This window comes from Providencia sp. AGC89, assembly GCF_053543535.1.
The window spans coordinates 73010-85663 of sequence record NZ_JBIXLP010000061.1; the positions used below are offsets into that span (position 1 = coordinate 73010).

Below are 12654 nucleotides of genomic sequence, written 5' to 3' on the forward strand. Positions count from 1 at the left end.
TTTATGATGAATAAAAGCCTGCGATTAACACTGCAATCCACCTTTCTACTTTTTACCTATTCATTATTGTGGGTTGGGTTGTGGATCATCGGTTTTTATTTGAGCCAAAATAGTTTTCAAGCAACATTATTTCTTCCTCAAGGGTTAAGACTCGCTTTAATGATCATCCTTTGGCGACGCTATTGGCCAACACTGCTACTCAGTGAAGGAATCCTCAATCTTTGGCTATCAGAAGAACAATTACTGTTTCAACCTATTTTATTACTCTCTCCATTGCTTAGCCTTGGAGTCGCTTTTATTATTCAAGATATCTGGTGGCGATACACTTTATATTGGCAACGTTTATTACTGTTGCTCGCCGGTGTGGCTGCAAATAGCATTCTGCATGCGTTATTATTTGGTTGGTTATCCCCCTATTCCGTTAGCCAGTTATTTTTAACGACATTCACTGGCGGAATTTTGCTATCCCCATTTGTTTACCTAATTTATGAATATCTACACGAACAGCACTACCAAATGTTACTTGACTATGGGACTCCTGATAAGCAATTACGTACTTCATTGATTGTCTGGTGCTTTTTGTTTTGTGTTGTCGGTTTAAGCGCTCAAGTCTTTTTTGCGCCTGAAATAGAGCGTTTAATTGTCCTACTGGTATTTATTCCTAATGTTTTTATGGCCTATCGCTATGGCTGGCAAGGTGGAGTACTTTCCGCTCTATTAGGGAGTTTAATTATTACTTTTGCTCGGCAATTCCACGGTGCCTTCGCTGATTTAGAAGAGCTAGAGATGTTCTTAAGTACCCAAGCCCTTATTGGTATTGGATTAGGGATTGCCATTAGCCGTCAAAAACAACTTGCTAGCAATTTACAACGTTACCGCCAACGTTTAGAACAAGAGCTAAAAGCTCGTCGTGATTTAATGCGCCAATTAGTCCATACCGAAGAAGATATTAAAAAAGCGATTGCCCGTGAGTTACACGATGAAATCGGCCAAAATATTACCGCCATCCAAATTCAATCAATGTTAGTCAAAAAAACTGCCGCTGATCCACTTGGCCAGCAAGCAGCGAGCCAAATTAATGAACTCGCGCAGCAAATTCACCAGTCTACACGGCAATTGTTGCGCCAGTTACGCCCGCCCGTGCTAGAAGAAATGTCCTTGGAAAAAGCGCTTAAACACTTAATTGCTGAGTTTTCCTTCCCTGAAAGGAATATTCAATGCCATTTTCATTACGGTTTACAAGAAACACCAATAAACGAAACGGTTTTATTTACACTATATCGGCTAGTCCAAGAGTTACTTAACAATATCAGTAAGCATGCAAAAGCCACTCAAATCCATATATCACTTGAACAAGTAAATGACCAGATCCAGCTTATCGTTGATGATAATGGCGTTGGTATTCCTTTTAGTAAACGAACCAGCGGCTTTGGTTTACGTGGTATTGAAGAACGAGTCAGAGCCTTAGGCGGTGATTGGACGTTAACCACCCAAAATGGAACGAAAATAAGTGTTAACTTGCCCACATTTTGAGATAAAACATCGCAAAACTAGGAATTATTCCTACCCCTCTAATACCTTCTCTCATCCTTTTTGTTAAAAACTTGATTACATTTGCCAAACAAGAGAAACAACACCATGACAGGTAATGACACGTTGAGTCTGGATAACACTTATCGTTTTTGGCGTCGCCGCTTAATGCTATCAATGATTATTGGTTATGCCACTTTTTACCTTACACGAAAAAGCTTTAATTTCGTGATGCCAGTTATGCAAAGTGAATTGTTTCTCGATAAAAGCGATATCGGCTGGATAGCCACTGCGTTTTACCTTACCTACGGTATTTCAAAGTTTTTATCGGGTATTTTTCACGATATTACAGGATATCGCTGGTTTATGGGGGCAGGCCTAGTGATGACTGGGTTGCTAAATATCGTATTCGCCTATTGCTTATCGTTCCCTGCTTTATTAGTGGTGTGGACATTAAATGGTTTTTTCCAAGGTTGGGGATGGCCTCCTTGCGCACGTATCTTAACCCATTGGTATTCACGCAATGAACGTGGCTTTTGGTGGGGATTATGGAATATCTCGATAAACCTTGGTGGAATGCTGCTGCCTTTATTGACAGCGCTATTAGCCACCCAATATAGCTGGCAGATGGCTTTAATTGTTCCTGGGGTAATTGGCGTGGTTGTTGGTTTATGGCTATGTAGTCAGTTACGAGGAACACCACAAGAAGAGCATCTTCCTAGCGTGGGCCAATGGCGAAAAGATGTGCTGGAATTACGCCAAGAGCGTTTGTCTCCGCCAATGCCAATGCTCTTGATTTTAAAAGAGAGCATCGTTTTTAACCGCATGATTTGGTTATTAGGTTTCTCTTATATCTTAGTTTATTTGATCCGTATGGCAATAAATGATTGGGGAAACCTGTGGTTAACGGAAACACACGGTACCAACTTACTGAGTGCTAACGCAACATTATCGTTATTTGAATTAGGTGGCTTATTAGGGGCACTTTGTTCTGGCTGGGGTTCAGATCTTTTGTTTCGCGGCCAACGCGCACCTATGATTTTACTGTTTTCATTGGGCCTGTGTGTTTCAGTTAGCGCCTTATGGTTAACGCCAATTCATCATTATGCATTATTGGCTGTATGTTTTTTTGCTATCGGCTTTTTTGTTTTTGGACCACAAATGTTAATCGGTCTAGCTGCAACAGAATATTGTCATAAAAAAGCAGCTGGAGCGGTAACAGGCTATCTTGGCTTGTACGCCTATTTAGGTGCCGCAATTGCTGGATGGCCACTCTCTCAGGTCATTGCACGTTATGGTTGGTCAGGGATGTTTACCTTGCTCGCCAGTGCAGCGGCTCTGATGGGGCTACTGCTAATGCCTCTTTTGATTGCCAATGTCAGCAAACGGGAGCACTTAGCAGGCACTGTTTCACCCTCTGATAATAAAACCTGAAAAAAGGACTGACAATGAAACTGAAAACTCTCTCTACGCTTATCGCTGCGGGTTTGTCACTTGCAGCAATCACTACCACTGCAAATGCCGCAGGCCGTCTGGTGGTTTACTGTAGCGCAACTAATGCCATGTGCGAAACAGAAACCCAAGCTTTCGCGAAAAAATACGATGTCAAAACCACATTTGTTCGTAACGGTTCTGGCAGTACTTTAGCTAAAATTGAAGCAGAAAAACGCAATCCACAAGCTGATGTATGGTATGGCGGTACATTAGACCCTCATTCACAGGCGGGGGAAATGGATTTACTCGAACCCTATAAGTCGCCAAAATTATCTGAAATCATGCCTCAGTTCCAAGACCCTGCGAAACGTAAAGGGAACTATTCTTCCGCGGTTTACATTGGTATTTTAGGCTTTGGCGTAAATAAAGACCGCTTAAAAGAAAAAGGTTTACCTATCCCAACTTGCTGGAAAGACCTGACTAAACCTGAATATAAAGGCGAAATTCAAATTGCTGACCCACAAAGCTCAGGGACAGCTTATACCGCACTGGCCACTTTTGACCAGCTATGGGGAAATGAACAAGCTTTTGATTATCTGAAAAAACTGAATGCGAATATTTCACAATACACCAAGTCAGGGATTGCACCGGCACGTAATGCGGCTCGAGGTGAGTCTGCTATTGGTATCGGGTTCTTACATGATTATTCATTAGAAGTCGAAAATGGCGCACCATTAGAGCTTATTGCACCTTGTGAAGGTACAGGCTATGAAATTGGCGGTATCAGTATCCTTAAAAATGCGCGCAATATGGATAACGCCAAACTATTCGTTGATTTTGTCCTCTCTAAAGAAGCGCAAGAACTTAGTTGGAAAGAAGGTAAATCTTACCAGATTTTAACCAATACCACTGCGGAGTCTTCCCCAATTTCATTAAAACTCAATGACTTAAACCTAATTAACTATGATATGGATAAATACGGGGATGCAGATGTCCGTAAAAATCTGATCAATAAATGGGTTACTGAAGTAAAAATGAGCAAATAACAATTTGGTGCGGCGTTAATACGCCGCATTGAGCACTTACTTAACTAAAATAAAAATTAATTTAATTAAGCTCAAAATAGTTTGTGTCATGGCTAAACACCCTGCTTACACAAAATATAATGAGCTTAGGGGGATCTATGTCTCAAACCCTAACACTGACACCGCCTAAAAAGCGAGATAGCACCTTTTTCTGGTTGTTATTAGCTTGGATTGGTTTTGCTTTGCTACCTTCTTGGAGCCTTGATTATGGCTTACTTGATTCTACGCAAGATGAAATCCTTGCCGCGTATGGTTGGAGCAGCTTAAACATTAGTTGGCTTTGGTATTTATTGCCTTCTATTTTATTTATTCGCCCGTTAACACCTGCGGATCGCTATCATAAAACTCGCCATTATTTGGATATTGGCATTGCAGTAGCAACGGTTGCTGTAGTCATTTTGACCTCTTATCTTGAAGGAAAAGGCTTAGGCTACTCTTCGATAGTGTTATTTATCGCCCTTGGCATGGTGATGACTCTCGCACTAACACGCCTTGAATGGCTTGGTGGCGACCAGTTTGTTATTGGTTCACTCATCACTGTTGTCACCCTGATTGCGCTGTTTATTGTTTTTCCGAGCGTGGCTATTTTTATTCCCATGTTCACCGATGGTAATGGCGATTTTGCTCCCTTTGCGTTTGTAGCGATTTTGACACAATCACATATTGTTCAAGTCATTATTAACTCAATCTTTTTATCATTGGCGGTTGGTGCTGGCTGTACCTTCTTTGGTTTAATTTTAGCTATTTACACCACTCGTATTGCGAAACGCTCCGCAATTATTGGCCGTATTTTCTCAATATTACCCATCGTAACTCCGCCATTCGTTGTCGGTTTGGGTGTTACGTTGATGATGGGGCGTTCTGGGTATATCACCGAATTTCTCGCGGCCTATATGGGGTTAGAAAATACCAACTGGTTATACGGTTTTACTGGTATTTGGCTAGCTCAAGTCCTCGCCTTTACCCCTATGTCATTTATGATTTTGGATGGGGCAATTAAAACTATTCATCCATCATTAGAAGAAGCTTCGTATACCTTACGAGCTAACCGCTACCAAACCTTTTTTAATGTGTTTATGCCATTACTGAAACCTGCACTGGCTAACGCATTCTTAATTGTCATCGTTCAGTCATTAGCCGATTTTAGTAACCCATTAGTGTTAGGCGGTAACTTCGATGTTCTAGCAACACAAATTTATTTTTATATCACAGGTTCTCAGCTCGATTATCAAGCAGCAAGTACCTTGGGTGCATCACTATTAGTTTTCTCACTATTAGTGTTCTGCGTTCAATATATGTGGATAGGTAAGCGTTCCTATGTCACTGTTTCGGGCAAATCGTATCGCGGTGATGTACAACCATTACCTGTGTCATTAATTGCTACTGTAACTACCTTCTTAGCTATTTGGGTTGCCTTTAACGTATTGTTATACGGTAGTATTTTCTATGGTAGCTTCACGGTAAACTGGGGCGTTGATTACACATTAACCTTCGATAACTTTATTAAGTTATTCGGTCAAGGTATGAGTGACGGCGCATGGCCATCCTTATTAGATACCCTTCTGTACGCGGGTATTGCTGCACCAATCACCGCCATACTCGGCTTGTTAATTGCTTATATCGTCGTTCGCCAAGATTTTCGTGGTAAAAAAACCATCGAATTTACCACCATGCTGTGCTTTGCCGTACCGGGAACAGTGGCTGGTGTGTCATACATTTTAGCCTTTAATGACTCGCCATTTTACTTAACTGGTACCGCAGCTATCGTCATTATATCGATGACCATGCGTAATGTTCCGGTCGGTATCCGTGCCGGTATTGCGGGCTTAGGGCAAATTGATAAATCGTTAGATGAAGCCTCACTCAGCTTACGGGCAGGCTCCATGCGCACCATTTTCTTTATCCTGTTGCCATTACTGCGCCCTGCGATTTTATCGGCTTTGATTTATAGCTTCGTGCGAGCGATCACGACAGTAAGTGCCATTGTATTCTTGGTAACCCCCGATACTCGCGTAGCAACTGCCTACATTCTTAATCGTGTTGAGGATGGTGAATACGGCGTGGCAATTGCTTATGGTTCAATACTGATTGTCGTCATGTTGGCCATTATTTTCTTATTTGACTATTTAATTGGCGAAGCCCGTGTTTCACGTTCCAAAGCCAAAAATGCACAGTAATCATGGAGTAACTGACATGACACAACATAATTTTGTTGAATTAAAAAATGTGACTAAACGCTTTGGTACCAATACGGTCATCGACGATTTAAGTCTTTCTATTCCACAAGGTAGTATGGTGACCTTATTAGGTCCCTCTGGCTGTGGTAAAACCACGGTATTACGTTTAGTCGCAGGGTTAGAAAAACCCACAGAAGGACGGATGTTTATAGATGGTGAGGATGTTACCGATCGTTCAATCCAACAACGTGATATTTGTATGGTTTTCCAATCATATGCCCTATTCCCTCATATGTCGTTAGGGGACAACGTCGGTTATGGTTTGAAAATGTTAGGCTTACCTAAAGCTGAAATCAGAAAACGTGTTGACGAAGCACTAGAATTGGTTGATTTAGCTGGCTTTGCTGACCGTTTTGTTGACCAAATTTCTGGTGGCCAGCAACAGCGTGTTGCTTTAGCTCGTGCCTTGATCCTCAAACCTAAAGTGTTGTTATTTGATGAGCCATTAAGTAACTTAGATGCCAATTTACGCCGTAGCATGCGTGAAAAAATCCGTGAATTACAGCAACAGTTTAACATCACCTCGTTATACGTGACCCATGACCAAAGTGAAGCCTTCGCCGTTTCCGATATGGTTTTGGTGATGAACAAAGGGAAAATCATGCAATTAGGTTCTCCACAAGAACTGTACCGTCAGCCTGCCTCAAGGTTTATGGCCAGCTTTATGGGAGATGCGAATATTTTCCCTGCCACACTGACTCATGATTCAGTAAATATTTTTAATTATCACTTACCTCGCCCAGCACAACTAGCAACGGATAATACGGAAATCACTGTCGGTGTACGCCCTGAAGCTATCACGCTCAGCTTACAAGGTGACGATAGCCAACGCTGTACTGTCACTCATGTGGCTTATATGGGGCCTCAATATGAGGTCACTGTTGATTGGCATGGTCAATCCATGTTGTTGCAAATTAATGCCACACAATTGCAGCCAACAGTAGGGGAAAACCTTTATTTACAGATCCACCCCTATGGCATGTTTATTCTTGAGTAATGTTACACTCTTTAAATAATGCTTAATGTGGTTAGGCAACAGGTAAATGAAATACCAGAGTAAAGTACAAGGAAGTAACCACGTTAAGAAGCATTAAAGACTAGCTTAACTAACAACAGAATAACTTGGCATTTGTGAATAACTCGTCGCCCCTCCGCCCTTTAGGGTGGAGGAATACGCAGCACCGATAGGAAGTTTAATCACTAAAAGCATGTAAGCCGTTATTTGAATATCAAACTTTATTTTTTTCTAAAAAAATAATTAACATACTTAAAAGAATAAATAACATACCGATTATCATTGAAATTGTCATAGACTCATCTAAAAGATAAGATGAGATCATGACACTAATGATTGGTGAAATAAGAATTGAGTATGATGACAGTTTAACACCGCCGTGCCCTATCATGTAATACCAAAGAATATAAACAATCACCCCATTAGCCAGCCCCATATAGATAATTGGAATATATACAGTCCAAAGAAATTCAGGATGTATATTACTCAATATGTTTACATCAACATCTAAAAATGGCATTAACAATACAAGAAAAATCAATGAGACTATATTTTGGTAAAATACTTTTGAAGTTAGGTTTATTTTTAAGACGATTTTTTCAGATAAAATGGTTCCTATCGCCCACATGAGTGCACTTAATAGAATTATCGCTTCGCCAATACTTATGCCAGATGGCGCTATAAATATAAAAATGCCACTAATACATAATAAAGACACAATTATTGAACGAAATTCAATGTGTTTATTCATTATGCTCAGCAAGAGTGTTGCCATTACTGGCATCGTATAAACAAGTACAGACGCCTTTACCGCTTCAGTATGCTTTAACGCCAAACTATTTAATATAGGAACCAAAAAAACATTCAAAAAACCAAGTGGGATACTTTTTAAAAAGTATTGAATATTAAACCGATATCGACCAATAATGAAAAATACAAAACACAAAAAAACAACTGAAATAACTAATGAATAGATTCTAAAACCCCAAACACCTACTTGGTCAATTGCCAGTTTTGATATAGGAATTGCACTCCCCCATATTAATGACATTAAAGTAGCACAAAGAAGCACTTTAATTTTTTTCATTATACCTCACAACTAATGCCATTCTTTTGCTTATTTTATTAGATGTTACTGTAGAAACAAAATGTGGGATTTTTCTTTTTTTTGTGTCAAAAATTAAAATATTTAGATATGATGGGATAAATGTTTCTAAAATTTCTTTTTTTTCGTTATCTAATATCATCGTTAACCCTCCATAGTTCGCTTCCCATTCCTTTGTTAAGTTAATCACGATGCCTATACCATCATCGGAGTCACAATGTGTAGTTAAAAAATCATTTTTATCAAACTTGCTTAAATATATGTTTGATATCATGTTTACTTTCTTTCCAGTTATACTCCATAAAAAATCTTTAAATTTAACATCATCAACAACCGCAATTAAATCAACTAAAATTATTTTAATTTCATCAAAGCATATTCTTCTAAATGAAAATGAAAACTCGCCATTATCTCTATCCTCAAATGCTATTGTTTTTTCATAATTGATACTCTCTATATCAGTGTCAGAAAGATAAAAATCGCTTACCCCTTGCCTATTTTTTATAATAAAACTCCATTTATCCTCTTCAATATTATTAATTAAATTTAAATTAACTTCAAATTCAGGAAAAAAATCTTTTATTGAAAAACTAGTATACCCATTACTTAAAAATTCTTTGTTATGCTTACTTATCCCCATTAAACAGATTCTCCTCTGAAAAACTCAAGTCCCTAAGTGAGATTGTAACTTTCCTTCCTTCCAATGAGATAGCATCATATTTAGTAATAACTTTAATTACTTGGTCAACCACTAACCCTGACATTACAGCTAGTGATGGTGAGCTTTGCCAAGCATTAACAGTTCTCACCCCATTTAAAAACTGTTGCTTCATTCTTGCTTCTTGAAACTCTTTCACTGTCGGGTCATCACTATAGAATGTTTTTTTAATTTGATGTTTAACATCAAAGTATGTTTTCCCTATTTGATTATTTAAATAAATAGGTCCTATGGATATTTCATGTGGGTCCCCACCAAGTTCAATGATAGGTATCGATTTATCAATAGCAACTTTGTGTATTACCTCCTCTACCGTATTTTTTTTGTAGTAGCCTAAACTTGCCCATGCAAGTAAAATCATATCAACATTATTAAGTAAATCATTAATTCTATTTTCATTTGGCGTTAAAAATTCAAAAAACTTTTCTATTTTAGTGTGTTTATTATGCTTATATATTCCATTTTCAGCTGAGTCAACTTTTCTTTTTCCGATATCCTCCTCTGTATATAAGACTTGTCTATTTAGGTTTGATAATTCGACAATATCACCATCAACAATCCTTAACGTTCCAACCCCCATTAATGCAAGTTGTAATGAGCACCATGTTCCCCATCCACCCATTCCCAACACTAAAACTCTGCTTTTTTTCAAACGTTCCTGATATCTTATCGATGATAAATTATCATTATCGACTAAAGAAAATTGTAATAATTGACGATCGTACAATTCAATCTCTCTAGAAGAAAGTAATTCGGATGAAATAATATTATCTTCAACTAAACCACATGATATCATTTTTTGAATAAAATCTATGACTTCATATTCTTCAACATTTAAGTTTCTATTTAATAGTTCCTTTATTATTCTAGGTAATGTATGTTCTCCATCTAATTTAGACAATACGACTTTTACCCATTCAGGGGGGGACTTAATTATTTTAGCCTTACTAGGGATCTCACCAATACAAATATTTCCATTATCAGATTCAATAACATGATGAGAACGCTTTATCATTGGTTTTGTTATTCCGTTATACATATTCACACCTCCATTAAAATGCCGCCGTGGACGGCATTTTTTCAATCTTTACGACTCTAATATAACTTCTTCATCTTCATTATACATCGCAATTTCTTCGCTAATTGAAGATATACGCTCAGTTAAATCATGTAATATTATTTCATTTTCCATATTTTCACCTAGAATAAATGTAATTTTAATTAAATATTATCCACATTGATAACATTAAGATTAAAAATGATTAAATTAAGACAGTCAATATCAATAGAGAAACAAAAAAACTAACCATATAACAATAAAAAATACTGATAATTCATATTATTTAAATATATGCATGCTATTTTAAACCTCATAAAAAAACCAGCGCTTAAGTCTCCTTAAACGCTGGTTTTTAATAGCAGGATTAATTATAAGAATGCTTTATATGGCAGTTCAGGTTCATTTTTAAAAATATCATTAAAGCCACGGAAATGCTGATAATGCATGCGGTCTTTATCTGTTGGGTAAGTATACTTACCACCTACCTGCCAGAAAAACGGCGCAAATTTGTATTGTAAACGCTCTTTTTTCATATTCCATAAAACTTCTATTTCACGTGGGTCATTTTGGAAGTTGGCCCAAATATCATGGTGGAATGGAATAACTCGCTCGCAATCAAGTGACTCCGCAGCACGCAAAATATCAGATGAAGTCATTTTGTCCGTGACTCCACGGGGGTTCTCTCCAAAAGAAAGCAATGCCACGTCAATATTATAACGGTTACCATGTGCTGCGTAATAATTTGAATAGTGAGAATCACCTGAGTGATAAATAGAACCACCTGTTGTTTCAATTAAATAATTCACCGCACGGTAATCCATACCATCTAGGATTTCTTTATCATAAGAAGACACGCCTTGCGGTAGCGTAACCAGTGCTGTACGGTCGAAAGAATCGAGTACACGAATTTTCATGTCTCCGACTTCAATCACATCCCCCACCTTTGCCACAACACAACGCTCTGTAGGAACGCCCCATTTGGTCCATAAATCAACACAAGCTTGCGGGCCAATAAATTTAACGTGTTCACCGCAATTTTGTAATACTGCGGCTGCGACATTGACATCAATATGGTCGGCATGGTCATGGGAGGCTAATACCGCATCAATGTGTTTAATTGCAAATGGGTCGAGAGGAAAAATAGAGGTTCTTAGGTTAGGCTGTAATGCTTCTACCCCTCCCATGCGCATCATTTGGTGTTGCTTATTCATCAACGGATTTTTCTGCGTTTTTTTACCTGTCCCACACCAAAAATCGATAGAAATATTGGTATTACCTGCACTTTTCAGCCAAATTCCTGTACAGCCTAACCACCACATTGAGAATGTATTTGGCTCAACAACCGTTTTTTCAATTTCTTCATTCAACCAAGTTCCCCACTCAGGAAACGTACTTAAAATCCAAGATTCACGTGTGATTTCATTTACTTTACTCATAGTATTAATACCTTTTTCCAGAATTTTGAATGTAGGGAGCTTGGCGCCTTAATAGAGCATTAAGGCACTTAGCAAGATAGGATTAAATGCAATAAACCAAATATATGAAGGAATTAGACCAGTATGACCCGTGTTCCCTGTGCTTCAATGGCTTTAATAACTTCAGGGTTAGCGTTTTTTCCAGTAATTAAAACATCAATTTTATTTGCTGGGCAAAAGAGCATTCCTGTTCGATGCCCCACCTTAGAACTGTCAACCACCACCACGAGCTTATCGATTTGGTCAAGCATCTGTTGTTCAGCCACCGCCGTTAACATATCCGCTTTATACAAGCCGGCCTCTGTTAAGCCTTTGCCCGATGTAAACATCCAGTTACCTGCATAACCCATTAAGCTGTTCAGAGCTGGGTTTAAAAAAATATTTTGTGCCTTGTTGTACTGGCCACCAATTAAAATAACATCGTCGTGGTCTTGGTCTATTAAATAGCTTGCTAGCGGAAAATAATTGGTCACTATCTGTACGTTTTTCCCGCACAATTGCTGCCCAAGAAGGAACGCTGTTGAACCGCAGTTAATTACCGCGCTCTCACCGGGTAAACAGATTTCTGCCGCCTTAACCGCTATTTGTGATTTTTCCTCGTAGTGGTCAGTACTGTTAATATTTAACGGTGTCCACTTACGCTTTTTATTTTCAATTCTTTCTGCACCATTACGGACTTTTCGTAACTTACCTTGCTCATCTAACTTAGAAATATCGCGACGAGCCGTTGCAGGAGACACATTAAAGTGATCGGTAATATGAGAAACGTTGATCACCCTATTTGTTTCTAATAAAGACAATATTTCATTGTGTCTTTGCACTTCATTCATAACTATCGTCCTATTAATAAGTAATCACCCTATGATTAAGTTTGATTACTTGTGATTGGTTTTGATTCTATTTATCTCGCTATTAGTTGTCAACCTTTGTCGCAACAAAAAACAAATATTTACTATGAATAAAAAAACAATATTGATTTTATTGGTATTTTTAAA

At 38.3% G+C, this 12654-nt stretch carries 11 protein-coding genes; 5 read left to right on the plus strand and 6 right to left on the minus strand.

Annotation, left to right across the window (positions count from 1 at the left end; all coding sequences use genetic code 11):
- Window positions 1-6 precede the first annotated feature (6 nt).
- The 5 genes from ACIPUA_RS11130 to fbpC all read left to right on the plus strand — a co-directional run bounded on the left by ACIPUA_RS11130 (window position 7) and on the right by fbpC (window position 7283).
- A complete protein-coding gene (locus ACIPUA_RS11130) occupies window positions 7-1533 on the plus strand; it encodes an MASE1 domain-containing sensor histidine kinase (protein ID WP_042845368.1) in 1527 nt (508 codons plus the stop codon).
- Between the two features lie 105 nt (window positions 1534-1638).
- Window positions 1639-2964 carry an MFS transporter family glucose-6-phosphate receptor UhpC gene (gene uhpC / locus ACIPUA_RS11135; RefSeq protein WP_042844672.1) on the plus strand — a complete coding sequence of 442 codons (1326 nt, stop codon included), beginning with the start codon at window positions 1639-1641 and terminating at the stop codon, window positions 2962-2964.
- A gap of 14 nt (window positions 2965-2978) precedes the next feature.
- Window positions 2979-4010, plus strand: coding sequence for an ABC transporter substrate-binding protein (locus tag ACIPUA_RS11140; RefSeq protein WP_449059668.1), 1032 nt, complete (start codon window positions 2979-2981; stop codon window positions 4008-4010).
- 137 nt (window positions 4011-4147) lie between these two features.
- Window positions 4148-6226, plus strand: a complete 2079-nt coding sequence (locus ACIPUA_RS11145; protein WP_042844677.1) for an ABC transporter permease — start codon at window positions 4148-4150, stop codon at window positions 6224-6226.
- A 16-nt stretch (window positions 6227-6242) separates the two neighbouring features.
- Window positions 6243-7283 carry a ferric ABC transporter ATP-binding protein gene (gene fbpC, locus ACIPUA_RS11150; RefSeq protein WP_042844680.1) on the plus strand — a complete coding sequence of 347 codons (1041 nt, stop codon included), beginning with the start codon at window positions 6243-6245 and terminating at the stop codon, window positions 7281-7283.
- A 232-nt stretch (window positions 7284-7515) separates the two neighbouring features.
- On the opposite strand, the gene ACIPUA_RS11155 is transcribed toward fbpC, so the two are convergent.
- The 6 genes from ACIPUA_RS11155 to ulaR all read right to left on the minus strand — a co-directional run bounded on the left by ACIPUA_RS11155 (window position 7516) and on the right by ulaR (window position 12489).
- Window positions 7516-8388 (minus strand): DMT family transporter, encoded by an 873-nt coding sequence (locus ACIPUA_RS11155; RefSeq protein WP_449059669.1) that lies wholly within the window; start codon window positions 8386-8388, stop codon window positions 7516-7518.
- On the minus strand, window positions 8375-9046 hold the full coding sequence (locus ACIPUA_RS11160; RefSeq protein ID WP_449059670.1) for a 2OG-Fe(II) oxygenase family protein: 672 nt from the start codon (window positions 9044-9046) through the stop codon (window positions 8375-8377). Before ACIPUA_RS11160 ends, ACIPUA_RS11155 begins: the two co-directional genes overlap by 14 nt.
- The gene (locus tag ACIPUA_RS11165) at window positions 9033-10163 is read right to left on the minus strand and encodes a ThiF family adenylyltransferase (protein WP_129466135.1); all 1131 of its coding nucleotides are present in this window, start codon (window positions 10161-10163) and stop codon (window positions 9033-9035) included. The genes ACIPUA_RS11160 and ACIPUA_RS11165 overlap by 14 nt, the downstream gene beginning before the upstream one ends.
- A 48-nt stretch (window positions 10164-10211) precedes the next feature.
- Entirely contained in the window at window positions 10212-10316 is a 105-nt protein-coding gene (locus ACIPUA_RS11170) for a pantocin A family RiPP (RefSeq protein ID WP_071548218.1), read from the minus strand.
- Between the two features lie 236 nt (window positions 10317-10552).
- On the minus strand, window positions 10553-11620 hold the full coding sequence (ulaG, locus tag ACIPUA_RS11175; protein WP_449059671.1) for an L-ascorbate 6-phosphate lactonase: 1068 nt from the start codon (window positions 11618-11620) through the stop codon (window positions 10553-10555).
- A 113-nt stretch (window positions 11621-11733) separates the two neighbouring features.
- A complete protein-coding gene (ulaR, locus tag ACIPUA_RS11180) occupies window positions 11734-12489 on the minus strand; it encodes an HTH-type transcriptional regulator UlaR (RefSeq protein WP_042844690.1) in 756 nt (251 codons plus the stop codon).
- Window positions 12490-12654: the final 165 nt, after the last annotated feature.

Bases quoted from the DNA above. Each gene is read 5' to 3' on its own strand.
- ACIPUA_RS11130 (WP_042845368.1), top strand. From the start codon at position 7: ATGAATAAAAGCCTGCGATTAACACTGCAATCCACCTTTCTACTTTTT.
- uhpC (WP_042844672.1), top strand. From the start codon at position 1,639: ATGACAGGTAATGACACGTTGAGTCTGGATAACACTTATCGTTTTTGG.
- ACIPUA_RS11140 (WP_449059668.1), top strand. From the start codon at position 2,979: ATGAAACTGAAAACTCTCTCTACGCTTATCGCTGCGGGTTTGTCACTT.
- ACIPUA_RS11145 (WP_042844677.1), top strand. From the start codon at position 4,148: ATGTCTCAAACCCTAACACTGACACCGCCTAAAAAGCGAGATAGCACC.
- fbpC (WP_042844680.1), top strand. From the start codon at position 6,243: ATGACACAACATAATTTTGTTGAATTAAAAAATGTGACTAAACGCTTT.
- ACIPUA_RS11155 (WP_449059669.1), bottom strand. From the start codon at position 8,388: ATGAAAAAAATTAAAGTGCTTCTTTGTGCTACTTTAATGTCATTAATA.
- ACIPUA_RS11160 (WP_449059670.1), bottom strand. From the start codon at position 9,046: ATGGGGATAAGTAAGCATAACAAAGAATTTTTAAGTAATGGGTATACT.
- ACIPUA_RS11165 (WP_129466135.1), bottom strand. From the start codon at position 10,163: ATGTATAACGGAATAACAAAACCAATGATAAAGCGTTCTCATCATGTT.
- ACIPUA_RS11170 (WP_071548218.1), bottom strand. From the start codon at position 10,316: ATGGAAAATGAAATAATATTACATGATTTAACTGAGCGTATATCTTCA.
- ulaG (WP_449059671.1), bottom strand. From the start codon at position 11,620: ATGAGTAAAGTAAATGAAATCACACGTGAATCTTGGATTTTAAGTACG.
- ulaR (WP_042844690.1), bottom strand. From the start codon at position 12,489: ATGAATGAAGTGCAAAGACACAATGAAATATTGTCTTTATTAGAAACA.